The sequence below is a fragment of the Streptomyces sp. NPDC048370 genome, assembly GCF_043200825.1.
Lineage (GTDB): Bacteria > Actinomycetota > Actinomycetes > Streptomycetales > Streptomycetaceae > Streptomyces.
Genome location: NZ_JBICYI010000008.1, coordinates 294,742 through 315,793 on the forward strand (window position 1 = coordinate 294,742; position 21,052 = coordinate 315,793).

Here is a 21,052-nt window from a genome sequence, read left to right on the forward strand (position 1 = left end):
CCGGAGCCGGAAGCCCCGTGCATCCCGGACGTTCTCTCGTTGCGCTGTGACATCGTCGGCCTGCCTCTCCACGCCACTGTCCGCAGAACCGATTGTCCTCGGACCCCCTCGATTGGGATACGTGGAGGACGCCGCGCGTGTTCAGTCGACGACGTCGATGGTGACCCGATTGGTCTCCACGCCCGAGGCCGTCACCACCCACACCTCGACCCGCCCCGGCTCCACGTCGACCGGGAGCGGGACGGTCAGGACCGAGTCCGTGGGGTTGGCGAAGCCGCCCGGGACCGGGATCAGGGGGACGTGGGCGTGGACGGCGCCGACGCGCACTACCAGTCGGGTCAACAGGTCGGGGCCGAGGGCCCCGGGCGGGACGAACCCCGCCCCCCGGATCTCGATGTCGTCGCCCGTGCGGATCGGGGCGTCCAGGTCACCGACCTCGCGCGAGCGGACGACGGAGAAGATCGTGGGTCGGCCGCCCTGGGTGCAGGTGACGGCGAGGTAGCCGGCCGCCGCGAAGGCGACGAGGAGGACGAGGCTCCAGGGCACCTCGGGCAGCCGGTCGGGGCTGCGCCCGAGCCGCACGGCGGCGAGGACGAGGACGGCGCCGGCGACCAGGACGTAGACGACGTCGGCGAGGGCGGCGCGGCCGTTGTCGTCGCAGAGCAGGTCGGCGGCGCGGGGCCGGTCGGCCCGCACCTTCTGCAGCCGCTGCCCGACCACCCGGCCCCACACGATCCGGCGGGCGGCGACGGAGACGGCCGCCGTCAGCGCGAAGACGGTGAGCAGTCCGGCGCCGTGGCGGACGCCGAGGCCGACGCGGTCGGCGTCGCCGGTGGCCAGACGCAGGGCGAGGAAGAGCACGGTGTAGACGGCGAGGAGCAGCCAGCCGGCGGCGACCGCGCGGGAGGTGGAGAGCCGGTTGTCCTCCCCGATCAGCGGGGCGAGGACTCCACCGCGCGCCCGGTGCGCGTGGGCCGCGACCGTCAGCGGCACGGCGAGGACGACCGCGGCGCCCAGTCCGGCCGTGCGCGCCCCCGTCCAGCCGCCCCCGATCGCGGTGAGCGCCTGCGCGAGCAGCAGGGCGACGACCCCGCCCCAGACGACGCCCAGGGTCGCGGACCTGACCCGCCGCAACCAGGCCTCGCCCGCGCCGAGCCCCCGCGCCGCGACCGCGCGCGCCGACTGGGCGAGCGCCTCGGAGACCCACTGCCGCGAGGCCCCGGGCGAATGCGCGACGGCGGCGGGCACGCCCTCGCCGACGGCGAGCTCGTCCCGCCGGGCGAGGAAGGCGGCGACGGCACGCCGGTGACCCGCGCGCCCGCTCTCCGCGCACCCCGCGTGGTCATGGCACTGTCTCGCCTCTTGCACCGCCACGGCGTTCACTTCCCGATCCGTCCGTCGACCCTTCGTCAACTGACCGTTGATTATGGGGAATTGTGCCGTACCCAAACGCCTCCCACGCGCTCCGAGCGCCCCGCGCGGGGGTGATTGAACCGTCATCACATTGACGTAAAGACAGCTGAGGACACCGTGTTACGACAGGAGTTCGGGCTCCGTGCGGCTGATCCTGCGCCACAGCGGCTGGTAGTTGATCCAGGCGGCGAGGTCGGTGCCGAGCTGCTCGCGGGTGGCGACCGCCTCCTTGTGCCCGATCGGCACCGGCTTGCCCGCCGCCCGCGCGGTCAGCTGCACCTGCGCGCACCGCTCCATGGCGATGAACCACCAGACGGCCGCGTCGACCGAGGTCCCGACGGTCAGCAGCCCGTGGTTGCGCAGCACGATCCCCTTGTACGGGCCGATGGCGGCGGCGATCCGCCGCCCCTCCTCGCGGTCGACGGCGACACCGGTGTACGCGTCGTAGAGCGCGTGGTCCTGGTAGAACGCACAGGCCTCCTGCGTGATCGGCTCGATCAGCTCGCCGAGCGCGGCAAGCGCCCGCCCGTGGAGGGAGTGGCTGTGCGCCACGGCGACCACGTCGGGCCGCGCCCGGTGCACCTCGGCGTGGACGGCGAAGGCGGCCTGGTTGACGTGTTCGCCGCCCTGGACCACCTGCCCGTCCCCGTTGACCAGGACGAGGTCGCTCGCGGTCAGCTCGGCGAAGGGCGCGCCGAAGGGGTTCACCCAGAAACAGTCGGCGTACTGGGGGTCCCTGGCGGTCACATGACCGGAGACGCCCTCCTCGTACCCGAACCGTCCGAAGAGCCGGAGCGCGCCCGCGAGTCTCCGCTTGCGGTACGTCCGCTCCTCCTCGACGGTCCCGTGGACGGGAGGCATCGCGACGTGGAGCTGCTCGACGGGTACGGGTGCCGGTGTCTCGCTCATGCGCGGGAAGGTAACGCCGGGCCGCGCAACTGACCAGAGAGATCACACGCCGAACACCCGGACACGACGAAACCGCCGCCCCCGGATAGTGGGGGCGGCGGTCTCATGCGGCTACGGGAGGTGCTACTCCCACTCGATGGTGCCCGGCGGCTTGCTCGTCACGTCGAGCACCACACGGTTCACATCGGCGACCTCGTTGGTGATGCGGGTCGAGATCTTCGCGAGCACGTCGTACGGCATGCGCGTCCAGTCCGCCGTCATCGCGTCCTCGGAGGAGACCGGGCGCAGGACGATCGGGTGGCCGTACGTCCGGCCGTCGCCCTGCACGCCCACGGAGCGCACATCGGCGAGCAGGACCACCGGGCACTGCCAGATCTCGCGGTCGAGACCGGCGGCCGTCAGCTCCTCGCGGGCGATGGCGTCGGCCTCGCGCAGCAGGTCCAGACGGTCCTTGGTGACCTCGCCGACGATACGGATACCGAGACCGGGGCCCGGGAACGGCTGCCGCTGGACGATCTCCTCCGGCAGGCCGAGCTCCTGGCCGACCATGCGGACCTCGTCCTTGAACAGCTGGCGCAGCGGCTCGACGAGCTCGAACTCCAGGTCCTCGGGGAGGCCGCCCACGTTGTGGTGGGACTTGATGTTCGCGGTGCCGGTGCCACCGCCGGACTCGACGATGTCCGGGTAGAGCGTGCCCTGGACGAGGAAGGCGACGTCCTCGCCGGTGCCCGCCGACTCGGCGACGATCTCGGCCTGCGCCTGCTCGAAGACGCGGATGAACTCGCGGCCGATGATCTTCCGCTTCTCCTCGGGGTCGGAGACCCCGGCGAGCGCGGTGAGGAACCGCTCCTGCGCGTCGACGACCTTCAGCTGGACGCCGGTCGCGGCGACGAAGTCCTTCTCGACCTGCTCGGTCTCGCCCTTGCGCATCAGACCGTGGTCGACGTACACGCAGGTCAGCTGCGAGCCGATGGCCTTCTGCACGAGCGCGGCGGCCACGGCGGAGTCCACGCCGCCGGACAGGCCGCAGATGGCGCGCTTGTCGCCGACCTGCTCGCGGATGGCCGCGACCTGCTCGTCGATGACGTTGCCGGTGGTCCAGGACGGCTCGATGCCGGCGCCCCGGTAGAGGAAGTGCTCCAGGATCTGCTGGCCGTGCGTGGAGTGCAGCACCTCGGGGTGGTACTGGACGCCGTACAGCTTCTTCTCGTCGTTCTCGAAGGCGGCGACCGGCACGACGTCCGTGGACGCGGTGACGGCGAAGCCCTCGGGGGCGGCGGAGCAGGCGTCGCCGTGCGACATCCACACGGACTGCTCGGTCGGGGTGCCCTCGAAGAGGGTCGATCCGGCCTTGGAGACGTGCAGCGGCGTACGGCCGTACTCGCGGGCGCCCGTGTTGTCGACGGTGCCACCGAGGGTCGTCGCCATCAGCTGGAAGCCGTAGCACATGCCGAAGACGGGGACGCCGGCCTCGAAGAGCGCGCGGTCGAGGCGCGGGGCGTTCTCCGCGTACACGGAGGACGGGCCGCCGGAGAGGATGATCGCCTTGGGCTTCTTGGCCAGCATCTCGGCCACCGGCATGGTGGACGGGACGATCTCGCTGTAGACCCGCGCCTCACGGACGCGTCGGGCGATGAGCTGGGCGTACTGGGCGCCGAAGTCGACAACGAGGACTACGTCCGGGTTGGAGACGTCGGGCGCGGCAGCGGGAGTCGCTGATGACACTACGGCGGCCTTCCGGCGGTAGGGAGGGGGTTCCCCCGAGGGGGTGGCTATTTGTCGATTCTACCGGCGCGCCGGTGTCACTTTTCGTCTCACCATCCGAACCCGGTTTGTCCCGGGCCCTGCGACAGGGGCCATACTGTCCGCATGCGCAAGCTCACGACCTTCGTCTTTACCTATGGCACCGGCCCGTCCGGCTGCCATGGTCGTGCTGCTTGAGCTACTGACAAGCGACTTCCCAGGCGCCCCGGGCCGACAAGGCCCGGGGCGTTCTGTCGTTTCCGGGCCCTGCCGCTCCGGGGCACCCCACAGAAAAGGAGCCCCACCATGACCGCGCTGACCCACACCGAGAAGACCGGCGCCAGGACCGACGAGGCGGCCACGCTCATCGGCGACGCGCGCGAGCGGATCGACGCGCTCGACGACCGGATCATCGGTCTGATCCAGGAACGGATGGCCGTCTCGGCCGTGATCCAGGAGGCCCGGATCGGTTCCGGCGGGCGTCGGGTGAACCTCGCGCGCGAGATGGAGGTGCTCGGCCACTACAGGGACGCGCTGGGCAAGCCGGGCACGGCGCTCGCGATGACGATGCTGGAGCTCTGCCGCGGCCGCATCTGAGTGCGCTCCCGCGAGCGGAGGGCGGTACGGATCTGAGTTCGGGCCCGCTCTCACCCGTACGGCGCGTGACCGGCTCCCGCACCCCTTCGTTGGTCCCGTTGTCCGTGCCAGCCAGGGGCGGGCCCGAAAAAAACCACGCGTGGCTTCGCTGGGGCGTGTGACGTACCGCAAGTACGTCGTGGGACCTCGCCCCAGCGCGCGTGACCGGACGGCAGGGGACAGCAGCCCGGTCACCCAGAAAGGGCGGTCGGCCCCGGGGACGCCCGGGGCCGACCGCAATCGGTCCGGACGAACACCCCCACACCTCCCGTCCCCTCCCTCCCCACATGCTCCTCGCGGCGTACCCCCCGGCGCCGCGCTCCCCTCGGCACCGCCGCTGCCCTGACACCGGTGCCGACCGCCAAGGGCCCCGTCCCGCGACCGGAATCGCGCGACGGGGCCCTTGCGTATGTCCGCGCTCGCCCCCGCGCCCACGCCGCGCTCGACCCAGCCCTCACCCCGGCCTGTCCGGCCGCGCATATGCATGTGATGCGCGTCACATGACATTTCCGCTTCCGGCCTACAACCAATCCCCCTGGCCACAGGTCATGCATGCAGCACCACCCAGAAGCTGGAGAGGCGCTGCACTCGGAGGGGGGTGCAGCGCCTCTTCCGTCTTCGTCTCCGTCTTCTTCGAGAACCGCGGCTACGCCTTCTTCGGCGGGACCGCCGGCATCCCCAGGAACGGCAGCTTCAGCGCGCCGAAGGCGTCCGCCGGGACCGTCGGGGACTTCGGGGCGACGGCCGCCAGACGGACGTACGCCTCCCCCTGGCCGGGGCGCGGGTCCTCCTCGCCCTTGTTCGGCCAGAAGGACATCGCCCGCTCCGCCTGCGCCGTGATCGTCAGCGAAGGGTTGACCCCGAGGTTGGCGGAGACCGCCGCCCCGTCGACGACCGAGATGCCCGGGTGCCCGAAGAGCCGGTGGTACGGGTCGATGACACCGGACTCCGCGTCCGCGCCGATCGGGCAGCCGCCGAGGAAGTGCGCGGTGAGCGGGGTGCCCATCAGCTCGCCGATGTTGGAGCCCGCGAAGCCGTTGATCTCCTCGGCGAGCAGGGACGCCGCCCGGGTCGCCTCGGGGATCTGGTTCGGGTTGGGCGCGCCGTGCCCCTGGCGGGCGGTGAGCAGGCCCTTTCCGAGGCCGCCCGGCTTGCGGTACGTCGTCAGGGAGTTGTCCAGGGACTGCATGACGAGCCCGATGATGGTCCGCTCCGACCAGCGGCGGTTGGAGAGGGAGCGGACGGCGAGGGTCGGGTGCTTGACCAGTTCCAGGAGCCAGTTCCGTACGCGATGGGCTCCGTACGGCACCTGGAGGATGGTCATGCCGCCCATGGCGTTGGAGCCCTTGCCGTAGCGGACCGGCTCGATGTGGGTGTTCTCGTCCGGGTGGATCGAGGAGGTGATCGCGACCCCGCGGGTGAAGTCGGCCTTCGCCGCGCCGTGCTTCTTCCGGTAGCGCCGGTCGGTGGTCTGCGAGCCGACCAGGGCCTCGGAGTTGGTACGGGTCAGCTCGCCGAGCCGGGCCGAGAGCCGGGGCAGCAGGCCGGAGTCCTTCATCCGGTGGAGCAGGGTCTGCGTGCCGTACGTACCGGCCGCGACGACGACCCGCCGAGCCGTGAACGTACGACCCTTCCCCTTCTTCCTGTTGTCGGTGGGGAGGGTCTTGACCGCGTAGCCGCCCCGCGAGTCCTCCGTCAGGGCGACGACCGAGGTCATCGGGTGGACGACGGCGCCGGCCTTCTCGGCGAGGTGGAGGTAGTTCTCGTTGAGGGTGTTCTTGGCGCCGTGCCGGCAGCCCGTCATGCACTCGCCGCACTCGGTGCACGCCCTGCGCGACGGCCCGACGCCCCCGAAGTACGGGTCGGCGACCTCCGCGCCCGGCTTCGCCCGCGAGCCGCCCTCGGCATCGTCGCCATCCCCGAAGAAGACCCCGACCGGCGCCATGTGGAAGGTGTCGCCGATGCCCATGGTCTGCGCGGTCGCCTTGAGGTGGACGTCCGAGGGGGTCATGGTCGGGTTGAGCCGGACGCCCAGCATCCGCTTGGCCTGGTCGTAGTACGGCGCCAGCTCCTCCTGCCAGTCCGTGATGTCCTTCCACTGCGGGTCCTGGAAGAACGGCGTGGGCGGTACGTAGAGGGTGTTGGCGTAGTTCAGCGAGCCGCCGCCCACGCCCGCGCCGGCCAGGACCATGACGTTGCCCAGCAGGTGGATGCGCTGGATGCCGTAGAGACCGAGGGCGGGGGCCCAGAGGAAGTTCTTCAGGTCCCAGGAGTTCTTGGGCAGGTCGGCGCGCGTGAAGCGGCGGCCGGCCTCCAGGACGCCGACCCGGTAGCCCTTCTCGGTCAGGCGCAGGGCCGTGACCGAGCCGCCGAAGCCGGAGCCGACGACGACGACGTCGTAGTCGTACCCGTCGTCCGCGTTGTCCGTGTTGTCCGCGTCGTCCACGGCGTACGCGTCGTCCGCCGAGTCCAGGTCGTCCTCGGCCTGATTTCGGGCAGGGGGTACCGCGGTCATGGCTCTCCTCGTACGAAAAGGGGCGGAAGCGGAAACGGGCCCGGAAGGGAAACGGGCGGGCGGGTGTCAGCGCAGGCGCAGGGCCTTCATCGCCTTCAGGGACAGGCTCATGAACGCGGCGTACTTCTCGTCGTCCATCCCGAAGGACGGCGCGAGCGGCATCAGCCGCTGCTGGGCCACGGTCTGGGCCTCGGTGAACTTGAGGATGCCCTCCGAGCCGTGGCGCCGGCCGAGCCCGGAGTCCTTCATGCCGCCCATCGGCGCGCGGACGCTGCCGTACGCGGGGGCGTACCCCTCGTTGATGTTGACGGTGCCGGTGCGCAGCCGGGCGGCGACGGCGTGGCCGCGCCGGGAGTCCTTCGTCCAGACGGAGGAGTTGAGGCCGTACGGGGTGCCGTTGGCCAGCTCGACGGCCTCGTCCTCGTCCTTGAAGCGGTAGATGGAGACGACCGGGCCGAAGGTCTCCTCGGCGCAGACGGCCATCGGGGCCTCGACGCCGTCGAGGATGGTCGGCTCGTAGAAGAGCGGGCCGATGTCGGGGCGGGCGACGCCGCCCGCGACGAGCTTGGCGCCCTTGGCGACGGCCTCGTCGACGTGCTTGGTGACCGTCTCCAGCTGGCGCGCGCCGACCAGGGAGCCCATGTCGGCGCCGTAGGAGAGGGAGTTGCCGAGCCGCATCGCCTTCGTACGGGCGGCGAAACGGGCGACGAAGTCGTCGGCGATCGACTCGTGGACGTACAGCCGCTCGATGGAGATGCAGAGCTGTCCGGCGGAGGAGAAGCAGGCGCGGACGGCGCCGGCGGCGGCCTTCTCGATGTCGGCGTCCTTCAGGACCAGCATGGCGTTCTTGCCGCCGAGTTCGAGGGTCACGCCGACGAGCCGGGCGGCGGCGCCCTGGGCGACCTCACGGCCGGTACGGGTGGAGCCGGTGAAGGAGACGTAGTCGGCGTGCTTGACGACCTCGGGGCCGACGACCGGGCCCTCTCCAATGACGATCTGGAAGACCTCGGCGGGCAGACCGGCCTCGATGAGCAGGTCGCGGGCCCAGAGCGCGGTGAGCGCGGTCTCGGTGTCCGGCTTCATGACGACCGCGTTGCCGGCGACGAAGGCGGGCAGCGCGTCGCCGACCGACAGCTCCAGGGGGTAGTTCCAGGGGGCGATCTGGCCGACGACCCCGCGCGGCTGGCGGAGCTCGGTGACCTTGGTGAGGGTCGGTACGACGCCGGTGTGGCGCTTGGGGCTCAGGTAGGAGGGGGCCTTGCGGCCGTAGTGGCGGGCGGCGACCGAGACGGCGAGGACCTCCTCGTGGGCGTGCAGCCGGGCCTTGCCGGTCTCCAGCTGGATGAGGTCGAGGACCTCGGCCTGGCGCTGGAGGACCAGGTCGTGGAAGCGGAGCAGCACGGCGGCGCGGGCCTTGACGGGGGTCGCGGCCCAGGCTCCCTGGGCGGCGCGGGCGCGGGCGAAGGCCTCGGCGACGTCCTCGGGGGTGGACTCGGGCAGGTCTGCCAGCTTCTCCCCGGTGAAGGGGGTGTGGTTGGCGGTACGGCCGGAACCGGCGACGCCGCGGGTGAGCTGGGCGACCACCTCGGGCGTGACCACGTCGGCGGCGGTGCGGGCACCGGCCGGCGAGGGCGCGAGGGGGTTCGTGCCGGCGGCGGCGGAGGTGACCGGGGTGGTGAGTGCCTGCGAGTCCGTCATGAGGGCGAGGGTAGGCCGCGGAACGCCCTTTGGGTACCCGTCGGTAACGCGTTTTCACCGGGTGCGCACAATCGCGCCAGCGATCGCTGGCACATAAGCCCTGATCAGGGGCTTACGGTCGGCCGGGAGGGCAATTTCCGGATCTCGGGACCGGTCAGTCGCCGGGCGCCCGCCAGTGCCGCAGAACGATGTCGAACTGCTCCCGGGTGGTCTCCCAGCTGGACTCCGGCGAGGCCATGAAGAGGGCGTACTCGGTGCCGTCGTCCTCGAAGTACATCTGGTCGATCGCGTGCCTCGGGCCCGGGAACTCCTGCTTCTCGTACCAGGTGAACTCCCACCGGGCGGAGCGGACCTGGTCGCGGTAGGTGTTCTGGTTCAGCTTGATCCGCTTGTACTGGAGCCGTTTCTTCAACGTCTTCTCCAGATCCAGCACGTGCACGTACGGGTTCTCGAAGTCGGGCGTGGGGTCGACGCTGATCCGGATCCGGTGGCGTCCGTTGTCCGGCGTGTAGTCGATGCTGTCGCCGTCCGACTGCCGCTTCCAGCCCTTGGGCACCGCCAGGCTGAAGCCTTCGGGGTCCTCGACCCGGTGCCAACCGGCCGGGAGGGCGTCCTGGGTGGGGGCCTTCGTCACCGCGGGGTCCGTCACCGCGGAGTCCGTGCCGCGACCGGAGGCCCCGCCCTTGCCGCCACCGCCCGAGTAGTTCATGGCGGCGAAGACGGCTCCACCGGCGACCAGGCCGGCGAGCACGGCCGCCAGGACCGCCGTACGCCACCGTCCACGGCTCTTCGGCCCGGGAGCGGTGGACCGCGGCACCACGGTGGGGGTGGGCGCCGGGGTGGCCGTGGACGCGGAGTCGTCCTCGGCCGGGAGCGGGGTCGTGGCGGAGGTCAGCACCTCCCGCCCGACGCGCTGCGTCGGTACGTACGCCTGAGCCGCCTCCGGCGTACGGCCCTCCATGGCGTCGAGCAGCATCCGCTCCGCCTCGTCGGCGCCCGGCCGGTTCGCCGGGTCCTTGCGGAGCAGCGCGACGATGACGGAGGCCAGCGCGCCCGCCTTCGCCGGGTGCGGCGGCTCCTCGGTCACGACCGCCTGCATGGTGCTGATCGGCGAGGTCCGCCGGAACGGCGAGGTGCCCTCCACCGCCGTGTACAGCGTCGCGCCCAGCGACCAGAGGTCGGAGGCCGGGCCGGGATCCCCGCCCCGTACCCGCTCCGGCGCCAGATAGTCGATGGAACCGACGAGTTCACCGGTCCGGGTGATCGTCGAGTCGCCCTCGATCGCCGCGATGCCGAAGTCGGTGAGCAGGACCCGTCCGTCGCGGGCGAGGAGAACGTTGCCGGGCTTGACGTCCCGGTGCAGCACTCCGGCGGCGTGCGCGGCGCGCAGGGCCCCGAGGACGTGCAGCCCGATGCGGGCCGCCTCGCGGGGCTCGATCGTGCCGGCCTCCTTCGCGGCGTCCGCGAGCGAGGGCCCGTCGACGTACTGCATGACGATCCACGGACGGTCGTCGTGCTCCAGGACGTCATGGACGGTGACCACGCCCGGGTGGGTGATCCGCGCGGCGGCGCGGGCCTCCTTCTGCGTACGGGCGTGCAGGACGAGGCGGTCGGCCTCGGCGACGAACCGACCCGCCGTCAACTCCTTGACCGCCACCACCCGGTGCAGCACCTCGTCGTGCGCCCGCCAGACCTTGCCCATGCCGCCGCGACCGATGGTCTCGCCCAGCCTGTACCGTCCGGCCAGCAGCAGCCCCGCGCCCGTTTCCGTGCCTTGAGAATGTTCCACAGTCCCCCGCCCGTTCCTTCGGATGACAGGTTACGGAGGGGGAGACGGGGGACGGAACCTCGGGGCTCGCAAAGGAACCGCACTGTGACCGGCCGAGGGGCTTTCAGCGGGTCGCGCGGTAGGCCTTCACCGCCTGGTCGTAGATCTCGGACACCTTGTCTCGCTCGCTCTCCGGGCCGATGACCTGCACCACGTGATAGCGGCCGGCCTCGATCAGGGCGAGGTTGCGGACGAAGACCTCACGTCCGGTGGTGTCCTGCCAGGTGAACTGGCCCACCGCCATGGCCTGCTGCCCGACGTCGATCCGGCGCAGACCGGAGGCGCTCGACCAGGAGGAGTCCCGCCACGGCTGGAGCTCGCGCTCCTTGGTCCGCTGGTACGCCATCGGGTCCGAGCCGTTGGCCTGCACGGTGTCCCTGCCGGGGACGACGATCAGGGTGAAATCGCCCCCTGTGTAGCGGATTTGTCCGGCGTCGTTGATCGGGCTGCGCCGCCAGCCCTCGGCGACACCGACCTCGAAGCCCTCCGGGTCCTTGCGGAGCGTGTACCCGGCGGCGAGGGCGGGGGTGCTGGAGGTGGTGGCCGGCGGGGTCGTCTTCGCGGTCGTCGGCTCGGAGCTGGGCTTGGGCCTGGCGCTGGGCGTCGTACTCGGCCCGGCGGGAGGCGCGGACGTCGGTCCGGCCGCCGGCGTGACGGGCTGCCCCGCGGGCCCTTGGCCCTTCGCGCCGTCCTTGGGCATGAACAGCACGGCGTACGCGACGACGCCGACCAGGAGGAGCAGGACCAGCAGGAGGAGCGTCAGGCCGAGGGAGCGCGGGGAACGGGCGCCTCCGCCCGCGCCGCGCGGGGGCCTGGACGGGCGGGGGGCGCGCGGGGCGCGCTGCGGAAGCTCCTCGTGGAACTGCTCCTGCGGGAACTCCTGACGCCGCTCGTACCGCCGTCCCTGGGTCTGGGCCTGGGTCTGCCTCTGGGCCTGTCCCTGGGCCTGTCCCTGGGTCTGTGCCTGGGTCTGTGCCTGGGTCTGTGCCTGGTCGTACCGCTCGTCCCGCCGTGCGGCGGCGGCCTGGGCCTCCTCGTGGGCGAGAACGTCCTGTTGGCCCCTGCCCTTGCGGTGGCGATGGCGGCCGCCCGCCGCTCCCCCTCGGCGCCTGCGCACGAGCTCGCCACGGCGCCGTACGACGGGCAGCTTCTTCGTGTCCACGGACGGCAGCGGTATGACACCCATACCCGCGTCCGGCTCCGGGGCGGAACGGACGAGCGAGCGGAGCCAGCCGCTCAGCTCCTCGAAGTCGGGGCGCTCGGTGGGGTCCTGACGCAGCAGGGACTCGACGACGGGCCGCAGCGGGCCGCACTCCTCGGCGAAGGCCGGGGGCTCGGCGCAGACCAGCTGGACGAGCTCGGCGGCGCTGTCCTCCGGGTACGGGGCGTGGCCCTGGACGGCGCGGTAGAGCAGCGCGCCGAGCGCCCAGAGGTCGGTGGCGGGGCCGATGGGCGGGGCGAGGCGCCAGTTCTCGTGGACGGGTCCCGCCTGCTCGGGCGCCCAGCGCTCGGTGACCGCACCGACGACCGCGACCCTTGCCTGGCGGGCCCGTTCGGCGGCGAGCCGGGTCGCGGGGCCCCGGTAGACGGGCAGGGGCGCGTCGCCGGACTCGCCGGCTCCGTCCCACCCACCGGAAGCCGGTACGGGTACGGGGTCCGGGGCCTGCGCGGGGGTGTAGCCGGCCGGGAGCGCGGGCAGCGCGGGGCCGCCTCCACCGCCTGCGGGGACGGGCCTTGAGGCGTCGCGCGAGGCGTGCGGGCCGTCGCTCCAGGTCCCGGCGAGCATCGCGCGCGTCGGGCCGCCGCCCTCGCTCCCGTACCCCTTGCGGTACGGCGCCGGGTACTCGTCGTCGGCGTCGTCCTCGTCCTCGTCGTCCCCGGTCTGGGACCACCAATGCGGCTCCGGCCCGAGGCCCTGCGCGGGCACGGGGGCGGGCGCGGGCGGCATCGGGAGACGCGGGGCGGGAGGCTCGGGGTCCGGGTCCGGGTCCGGCGCGAACCCGAAGGCGAACTCCGGGGCTTGTGCGTCTTCTGAGGTGTCCGGGGCTTCGCGGGCTTCGCGGGCCTCGCGGGCCTCGCGGGCTTCCGAGCCTTGGGGGGCTTCCGGGGCGGGCCCGGGGGTCGGGCGCTGCACCGGGACGACCCCGGTCTCGCCGATGTGCGCGGCGGCGCGGGCTCCCGCCCGGTACGCGGCGATGGCGCCGGCGCGGGCGGCCCGTACGTCGACGGCCGGTACGGCGCCGGCCGCGGGGAGTTCGGGCCGCGCCGGCTCCTCCCCGGCGACGGGCCACTGGGGACCGCCTCCGTCGTCGTCACCGTTGGCGTCACCGTCGTCGTCGCCGAAGACGTCGTCCCCGACGGCCTCGCCCTCCGCCTCCCCCTCGTCGGTGAACGGCACCGGCGCGTACCCGCACAGGGCCTCCTCCGCCGCACCCGCCGCGAGCCCGGTCAGCACCACGCGGCCGTCGTCGCAGACGAGCACGGTCCGTGGGGTGATGTTCCGGTGGGTCCAGCCGTGGGCGTGCAGCGCGCGCAGGGCGGTGAGGACGTCCGAGCCGATCTCGGCCGCGCGGTACGGGCTCAGCGGCCCCTCGGCGAGGAGCGCCGCGAGCGGCCTGGCCTCCACCAGTTCGCTCACTATCCACAGCGAACCGGCCTCCGCGAACACATCGAAGACCTGGTCGAGGCGGGGGTGGTCCGGGATCTGCGCGGCGGACTGGGCCGCCTCGACCGCGCGCCGCACCGCCGGGTCGGCGGGCCGCCGGGTGGCCCGGCCGGAACTCGCCCGGTGCGGGGCGTATCCACGACCGTCCTCGTCGACGACCTCGGCGTCGATCACCTCGGGCAACGGCACCTGGTGGACCAGGACTTCCTGCCCGCTGTAGGTGTCGAAGGCGCGGGTCTCGACGAGTTCGTACGCGTCCTGCGGCGGCACGGGCAGGCGATAGCGGTCGGCGAGCACCCTTCCCGCGTAGTCGTCCACGACGCCTCCCCACCGAGCGCGCTGTCCCCCGGGTCGCACGGATCCCGCTCAGCTCATGAATCGCACGGACCGGACCCGCGCGAAACCGTCAATTCCGATCCGGGACCGCACAGTTGGCGATGGTATTCGGCTGCGTACGGTCCACGACCTCTCACGATACGTGGCGCCGGTCAGTCCTTGGGGCTGAACGTGGCGAACGCCGTGTCCCGCAGCGTCTTGCACTCGGCGCCGTCCCACTCGTCCGCCTTGCAGGTGATCATGATCGAGTAGCCGTGCGTGGCGTCGACCTTGAAGCCCCTGTTGAGTATCCGGACGCGCATGCCCTTCTCGGTGCGCTCGAACTCCCAGTCGGCGACCGTCGGGTACCCCTTGTACGAGACGGTCTTTATGCCGATGTGCTTGTAGCCGTTGCTGCTGGCGGAGACGGCGGCCACGGCCGCGCTCCACGCGGCGGCCGCGTCGTCCTTCGGGCTGCTGTTGTAGTCGACCTGGACGCGCGGGTATCCGCCATTGGCGTTGAAGATCCCGCCCGAGTTACGGCCCGCTATGCCGGCGAGCTCGAACGTGGACGGCATCGCCATGGCGAAGTGGAACCGGCTGTTCGTCACCATGGTGTAGCCGGGGGGCAGCTGCGTCCCGGGCGCGCCGGTGCCGGGCTTCCCGGACGGCGAACCGCTCTGCCCGCCCGAGTTCCCACCCGACCCGGACCCCGGGTCGGCCGACTGCTCGCCGCCCTGCTGACCGGGGTCGCTCGGGGTCTGGCCCTTGCCCTGGGTGTCCGTGGCGCCGTTGCCCGCGGTGGCGCCCGCGGTGGTCGTCTTGTCGGAGCCCTTGCCGCCGCCCTTGGTGTCCTTGCCGTCGTCACCGCCGCCGAGCGCGACGGCGAGGATGGTGCCGAGCAGGGCGAGGACGACGATCCCCGCGATGATGACGAGCGTGCGGCGCGGTACGACGTCGGTGAGCGAGGCCCGCGGCTGCGCCGGCCTGTTCGCCCCCTGGATCGGCTCCGGCTTCGGCCGCTGCTCGGACCGCGCCGTGGCGGCCGCGTTCCGTACGGACTTCAGCGCACCGCGCATGCGATCGACGCCCGCGTCCGGGGTCCTGTCCCGCGCGGGCTTCGCCTGCCGCGGCGGCTCCGGAGGGATGGGGGGCAGCGGTACGACCCTGGTGGCCTCGACCGACGGCTCCGGCTCCACGACCGGCGCGGGCGCGTCGAGCACGGCACGAAGCAGCACGCGCGCTCCGGCGTCGTCGAGCCGCTGGTCGGGGTCCTTGGCCAGGAGGCCGTAGATGACCTTCTCAAGCAGCGGTCCCGCGTTCTTCGGCGGGTCGACCGGCTCGGTCATCACGGCGGTGAGCGTCGCGATCGCGGAGCCCTTGTCGTACGGCGGGCTGCCCTCGACGCTCGCGTACAGCAGTCCGCCGAGCGACCACATGTCGGCGGCGGGTCCTGGCTTGTGGCCGCGGGCGCGCTCGGGCGAGATGTAGGAGGGCGCGCCGACGAGCATGCCGGTGGAGGTGATGGACGGGTCGCCCTCCACCTGCGCGATGCCGAAGTCGGTGAGGACGACCCGGCCGTCCTCGGCGATCAGGACGTTGGACGGCTTCACGTCGCGGTGCAGGATGCCCTGGCGGTGCGCGGAACGGAGCACGTCGAGGATGGCGAGGCCGACCTCGGCGGCGCGGTGCGGGGTGAGCGTGCCGTCCTCACGGACGGCGTCGGCGAGGGACTTGCCCTCGATCAGCTCCATGACGATCCACGGCCGGTCGTCCTCGTCGACGACGTCGTAGACGGTCACGGCGCCGTTGTTACGGATCCGGGCGATGGCCTTCGCCTCGCGCAGGGTCCGGGTGATGAGGCGTCGCTTCTCGTCCTCGTCGATGCTGTTGGGGAAGCGGAGCTCCTTGACGGCCACCGTCCGGCCGAGGGTCTCGTCGACCGCGCGCCACACCGTGCCCATGCCGCCGCGCCCGAGCACCCCGTCGAGCCGGTACCGCCCGGAGAGCAACCGACCCTCGGCCGTCACCCCACCGCTCGACCCCGCCCCGGACGTCCGGGCCCCGGACCCACCACCACGAGCGGGCCGCGCGTCGTCGGACGGCTTGGCGTCGACGGGCGGCGCGTCGGCCTTCACCGCTCCCTGCTTCTTCTCGACCCCGGACGCCTTCTCAGGCTCCGGCGCCTTCTCCGGCGCGGACGACTTCTCCGGCGCGGACGTCTTTGCCGCACCGTCGGCCGAGGCCTTCGCCGCGCCGGCGGTCACGCCCGCATCGGCGCCCGCGTCCGCGCCCGCCTTCGTGCCCGCCTTCGTGTCCGTGTCCACGTCCGTGTCCGTGCCGGACTTCGCGTCCGACTCCGCCTCACGTGCCGCGGGGACCACGCCCCGGTCGCCGTCGGTTCCGGCACCCGCGCCGGCGTCCCGCCGAGGGTCCCGCGCCGTGTCCCGCGACTGCTCCGCCTCCGACATGCGTCCCCTCTGCGATCCCTGATCTTCGCCCGCGTCCGCCGCTTCCGCGCGATGCGGTAACCCGCCCTGGAAGAGAGCCCATTGTCTCTCACCCCGGGACCGTTTCCGCTCGCGGGTCCGCACTGCGAGAGGACGGCCCCGCGGGAAAGCGCTCCCACTCCGACACCCGACGCCGGCACGCCCCCCTCGGGTTCCACACCCGCACGAACAGGATGCCGCACCCCGTCCTCAACGTCCCCTCCCGGACGCGGAGTTCGTCCCGGACCGCCCGAACGGCTCAGGTCAGGGTCAGATCGGCACGATGTCCGGGGCCCCGAGTCGCGCCGCGTCCGCCGTCAGGTCGTCCGGCTGCCGCTGCGACTCCCGCTCCGCCTCCACCCGCTTCTCGTAGTGCTCCACCTCCTTCTCGATCTGGTGCTCGTCCCAGCCGAGCACCGGCGCCATCAGCTCGGCGCACTCCCGGGCGCTGAGCGTCCCGCGGTCGAAGGTCTCGATCGAGATCCGGGTGCGCCGGGTCAGGACGTCGTCCAGGTGCCGGGCGCCTTCGTGCGAGGCCGCGTAGACGATCTCCGCGCGCAGATAGTCCTCGGCGCCCGTCAGCGGCTCGGCGAGACCCGGGTCGGCGGCGATGAGCTCCAGGATCTCCTCCGTCAGCGAACCGAACCGGTTGAGCAGATGCTCGACGCGCACGACATGAAGTCCGGTCCTGGCGGCGATCCTGGCCCGCGCGTTCCACAGGGCCTTGTAGCCCTCGGCGCCGAGGAGCGGGATGTCCTCGGTGACGCAGGCCGCGACCCGCTGGTCGAGCGCGTGCACGGCCTCGTCCACGGCGTCCTTGGCCATCACCCGGTAGGTCGTGTACTTGCCGCCGGCCACGACGACCAGGCCGGGGACCGGGTGCGCGACGGTGTGTTCGCGCGAGAGCTTGCTCGTGGCGTCCGACTCGCCGGCGAGCAGGGGCCGCAGGCCCGCGTACACGCCCTGGACGTCGTCCCTGGTGAGCGGCGTCGCCAGGACGCTGTTCACATGCTCCAGGAGATAGTCGATGTCGGCGCTGGATGCGGCCGGATGGGCCTTGTCCAGGTCCCAGTCGGTGTCGGTGGTGCCCACGATCCAGTGCCGCCCCCACGGGATCACGAACAGCACGGACTTCTCGGTGCGCAGGATCAGTCCGCTGTTCGAGTGAATCCGGTCCTTGGGCACGACCAGATGGATGCCCTTCGACGCCCGCACGTGGAACTGGCCCCGCTCCCCGATGAGCGCCTGGGTGTCGTCCGTCCACACCCCGGTCGCGTTGACCAGCTGCTTCGCGCGGATCTCGTACTCGCCACCCGCCTCGACGTCCTGAACCCGGGCGCCCACCACCCGTTCGCCCTCGCGCAGGAAGCCGATGACCCGCGCGCGGCTGGCGACCCGCGCGCCGTAGCTCGCGGCCGTGCGCACGAGGGTGGCGACGAAACGGGCGTCGTCCATCTGGGCGTCGTAGTACTGCAACGCGCCGACCAGGGCGTCCTTCTTCAGGCAGGGGGCCACCCGCAGGGCGTTGCGGCGGGAGAGGTGGCGGTGCACCGGGAGTCCGCGGCCGTGTCCTGAGGAGATCGACATCGCGTCGTACAGCGCGACGCCCGAGCCTGCGTACAGCCGCTCCCAGCCCTTGTGCTGCAAGGGGTAGAGGAAGGGGACGGGCTTCACGAGATGGGGGGCGAGCCGCTCCAGGAGCAGTCCGCGCTCCTTCAACGCCTCCCGCACGAGGGCGAAGTCCAGCATCTCCAGATAGCGCAGCCCGCCGTGGATCAGCTTGCTCGATCGGCTGGAGGTGCCGGAGGCCCAGTCCCGGGCCTCGACGAGGCCGGTGGAGAGTCCTCGCGTGACCGCGTCGAGGGCAGTCCCCGCGCCGACCACTCCGGCGCCCACGACCAGCACGTCCAGTTCGCGCTCCGCCATCGCCGCCAGCGCCTCGGCGCGCTCGGCCGGTCCCAGTGTCGCTGTCCTCACCGCTGCCTCCCGTCGTCCCCCCGCGTGATCGGGCTCACAGACTCGATTCTGTCCCGGCCCTCCGACTTCAGCCACTGCCTGTGGATAACACTCGGCGACCTTTGACCCCGCAATACGGCATATCGGTCATATTTACGCCTAGTCTGACATTGCACTCGCCCCGTTCTGTCCACCGGGCTTGCGCGTCTCGTCCCCTCCGGCTACTGGGAAGGACGGCCCACCCCCCATGCCCGCTGATCTCGCCGTCATCGGCCTCGGCCACATCGGACTCCCCCTCGCCCAGGCCGCGATCGCCGCCGGCATCGACACCATCGGCTACGACACCGATCCCCGGCCGGTCGCCGAACTCGCCGCGGGCCGCCCGCCCGTCGACGGCTCGCTCACCGCATCGGAGATCCGCCGGATGCTCTCGGGGGGCTTCCGGCCCACCACCAACCCGGCCGAGCTCGGCCGGGTCCGTACGGCCGTCATCTGCGCCCCGACCCCGCTCGGCCCCGACCGGACCCTCGACCTCACCGCCATGGTCGACGCTGCCCGCGCCCTCGCCGCCCGCCTGCGCCCCCACACGACCGTGCTGCTCGAATCGCCCGTGCACCCCGGCACCACCGAAGGTGTGCTGCGGGACCTCCTGGAGGAGGGCTCAGGACTGCGCGCGGGCCGCGACTTCCACCTCGCGTACTCCCCCGGCCGGCTCGACCCAGGAAACCGCGCGCACGGCTTCGCGGGCACCCCCAAGGTCATCGGCGGCCTCACCCCCGCCTGCACGGAGTCCGCCGCCGCCTTCTACGGCCGGCTCACCGACAAGGTGGTACGCGCGCGTGGCCCGCGCGAGGCCGAGACGGTCAAGCTCCTGGAGACCAACTTCCGGCACGTCAACATCGCCCTGGTCAACGAGATGTCGGTGCTCTGCCACGACCTCGGCGTCGACCTCTGGGACGTCATCCGCTGCGCCGAGACCAAGCCCTTCGGCTTCCAGGCCTTCCGCCCAGGACCCGGCGTCGGCGGCCACGGCGTCCCCGTCGACACCATCGGCCCCCACCGCCCGCTCCGCATGGTCGAGCTGGCGACCCAGGTCAACGACCGCATGCCGAGCTACGTCGTCCAGCGCTGCGCGACCCTCCTCAACGAGCACGGCAAGTCGGCCCGCGGCGCCCGGGTGCTTCTGCTCGGCATCACGTACAAACCCGATCTCGCCGACCGCGAGAGCTCCCCTGCCGACGAGATCGCCCGCCGGCTGATGGACCTCGGCGCCGTGGTCAGCTACCACGACCCGCACGTCCCGGACTGGCGCGTCCGCGACCTCCCGGTCCCCCGCGCGGACTCCCTCTACGAGGCCGCCGCCCACGCCGACCTGACGGTGCTTCTGCAGCACCACCGCACGTACGACCTCCAAGGCCTGGCGGTCAAGGCCCAACTCCTCCTCGACACCCGCGGCGCCACCCCGGCCGGCGCGGCCCACCGCCTCTGACACCCGCCGAAAAGACGGAGAGGGGCCCCGCACCACCCGTGCGGGGCCCCTCTGCACTCCTACGAGAACCGCGTCAGCGCTTGTGCTGCGAGTCCGCGACCGTGACCTCGACGCGCTGGAACTCCTTGAGCTCGCTGTAGCCCGTCGTCGCCATCGCGCGGCGCAGGGCGCCGAAGAAGTTCATCGAGCCGTCCGGGGAGTGCGAGGGACCCGTGAGGATCTCCTCGGTCGTGCCCACGATGCCCAGGTCGACCAGCTTGCCGCGCGGCACGTCCTCGTGGACGGCCTCCATGCCCCAGTGGTGGCCCTTGCCTGGCGCGTCCGTCGCGCGGGCCAGCGGGGAGCCGATCATGACCGAGTCGGCGCCGCAGGCGATCGCCTTCGGCAGGTCGCCCGACCAGCCCACACCGCCGTCGGCGATGACGTGCACGTACCGGCCGCCGGACTCGTCCATGTAGTCGCGGCGGGCCGCGGCCACGTCGGCGACCGCGGTCGCCATCGGGACCTGGATGCCGAGCACGTTGCGCGTGGTGTGCGCGGCGCCGCCGCCGAAGCCGACCAGGACACCCGCCGCGCCGGTGCGCATCAGGTGCAGGGCCGCGGTGTACGTGGCGCAGCCGCCGACGATGACCGGGACGTCGAGCTCGTAGATGAACTGCTTGAGGTTCAGCGGCTCGGCCGCGCCGGAGACGTGCTCGGCGGAGACCGTGGTGCCGCGGATGACGAAGATGTCCACGCCGGCGTCGACGACGGCCTTGGAGAACTGCGCGGTGCGCTGCGGGGAGAGCGCGGCGGCGGTGACCACGCCCGAGTCGCGCACCTCCTTGATGCGCTGCCCGATCAGCTCCTCCTTGATCGGAGCCGCGTAGATCTCCTGCAGCCGGCGGGTCGCGGTCGCCTCGTCCATCTCGGCGATCTCGTCGAGCAGCGGCTGCGGGTCCTCGTACCGGGTCCACAGGCCTTCGAGGTTCAGGACGCCGAGGCCTCCCAGCTCGCCGATGCGGATGGCGGTCTGCGGCGACACGACCGAGTCCATGGGGGCGGCCAGGAAGGGGAGCTCGAAGCGGTAGGCGTCGATCTGCCAGGCGATCGAGACCTCCTTCGGGTCCCGGGTGCGCCGGCTCGGTACGACGGCGATGTCGTCGAACGCGTACGCCCTGCGGCCGCGCTTGCCGCGCCCGATCTCGATCTCAGTCACGATGTGTGGCCTTTCCCTCTACGTCTGCGCCTACCAGTATCCCCGACACACGCGCGTGGGGGGGGGGGGGGGGGGGGGGGGGGGGGGGGGGGGCGGGCCCCGCCGCGCGGGGGGGGGGGGGGGGGGGTGGGTTTTTTGGGGGGGTGGGTAGGGGGGGGGGGGGGGCGGGGGGGGCGCGCCCGCCCCCCCCGCGCGCGG

The 21,052-nt window shown here is 72.4% G+C and carries 12 protein-coding genes; 2 read left to right on the plus strand and 10 right to left on the minus strand.

The window, feature by feature from the left end; translation table 11 throughout:
- Positions 1–141: 141 nt before the first annotated feature.
- From ACGFYP_RS20175 to guaA, 3 genes are all read right to left on the minus strand, one after another.
- A complete protein-coding gene (locus tag ACGFYP_RS20175) occupies positions 142–1,374 on the minus strand; it encodes a hypothetical protein (protein WP_393495023.1) in 1,233 nt (410 codons plus the stop codon).
- Between the two features lie 159 nt (positions 1,375–1,533).
- Positions 1,534–2,322 (minus strand): class II aldolase/adducin family protein, encoded by a 789-nt coding sequence (locus ACGFYP_RS20180; RefSeq protein ID WP_393495026.1) that lies wholly within the window; start codon positions 2,320–2,322, stop codon positions 1,534–1,536.
- A 123-nt stretch (positions 2,323–2,445) separates the two neighbouring features.
- On the minus strand, positions 2,446–4,047 hold the full coding sequence (gene guaA / locus ACGFYP_RS20185; RefSeq protein ID WP_361965357.1) for a glutamine-hydrolyzing GMP synthase: 1,602 nt from the start codon (positions 4,045–4,047) through the stop codon (positions 2,446–2,448).
- A gap of 285 nt (positions 4,048–4,332) precedes the next feature.
- Here guaA and ACGFYP_RS20190 point away from each other — a divergent pair, with 285 nt between their 5' ends.
- Positions 4,333–4,662: a chorismate mutase gene (locus ACGFYP_RS20190; RefSeq protein ID WP_393495098.1), complete on the plus strand. Its 330-nt coding sequence runs from the start codon at positions 4,333–4,335 to the stop codon at positions 4,660–4,662.
- Between the two features lie 685 nt (positions 4,663–5,347).
- On the opposite strand, the gene ACGFYP_RS20195 is transcribed toward ACGFYP_RS20190, so the two are convergent.
- From ACGFYP_RS20195 to ACGFYP_RS20220, 6 genes are all read right to left on the minus strand, one after another.
- Positions 5,348–7,216, minus strand: a complete 1,869-nt coding sequence (locus tag ACGFYP_RS20195) for a GMC oxidoreductase (RefSeq protein ID WP_393495030.1) — start codon at positions 7,214–7,216, stop codon at positions 5,348–5,350.
- A 66-nt stretch (positions 7,217–7,282) separates the two neighbouring features.
- Complete coding sequence (locus ACGFYP_RS20200; RefSeq protein WP_393495033.1) at positions 7,283–8,914, minus strand: succinic semialdehyde dehydrogenase; 1,632 nt, start codon at positions 8,912–8,914, stop codon at positions 7,283–7,285.
- Positions 8,915–9,068: 154 nt separating this feature from the next.
- Positions 9,069–10,703: a serine/threonine-protein kinase gene (locus ACGFYP_RS20205; RefSeq protein WP_393495036.1), complete on the minus strand. Its 1,635-nt coding sequence runs from the start codon at positions 10,701–10,703 to the stop codon at positions 9,069–9,071.
- 103 nt (positions 10,704–10,806) lie between these two features.
- Entirely contained in the window at positions 10,807–13,725 is a 2,919-nt protein-coding gene (locus tag ACGFYP_RS20210) for a serine/threonine protein kinase (RefSeq protein ID WP_393495039.1), read from the minus strand.
- A 170-nt stretch (positions 13,726–13,895) separates the two neighbouring features.
- Positions 13,896–16,193, minus strand: coding sequence for a serine/threonine-protein kinase (locus ACGFYP_RS20215; protein ID WP_393495042.1), 2,298 nt, complete (start codon positions 16,191–16,193; stop codon positions 13,896–13,898).
- 288 nt (positions 16,194–16,481) lie between these two features.
- Complete coding sequence (locus tag ACGFYP_RS20220) at positions 16,482–18,188, minus strand: glycerol-3-phosphate dehydrogenase/oxidase (RefSeq protein WP_393495045.1); 1,707 nt, start codon at positions 18,186–18,188, stop codon at positions 16,482–16,484.
- A gap of 226 nt (positions 18,189–18,414) precedes the next feature.
- On the opposite strand from ACGFYP_RS20220, the gene ACGFYP_RS20225 reads away from it, so the two are divergent.
- Entirely contained in the window at positions 18,415–19,656 is a 1,242-nt protein-coding gene (locus ACGFYP_RS20225) for a nucleotide sugar dehydrogenase (protein ID WP_393495047.1), read from the plus strand.
- 73 nt (positions 19,657–19,729) lie between these two features.
- Here ACGFYP_RS20225 and ACGFYP_RS20230 read toward each other — a convergent pair whose 3' ends face one another.
- Complete coding sequence (locus tag ACGFYP_RS20230) at positions 19,730–20,854, minus strand: GuaB3 family IMP dehydrogenase-related protein (RefSeq protein WP_361965375.1); 1,125 nt, start codon at positions 20,852–20,854, stop codon at positions 19,730–19,732.
- Positions 20,855–21,052: the final 198 nt, after the last annotated feature.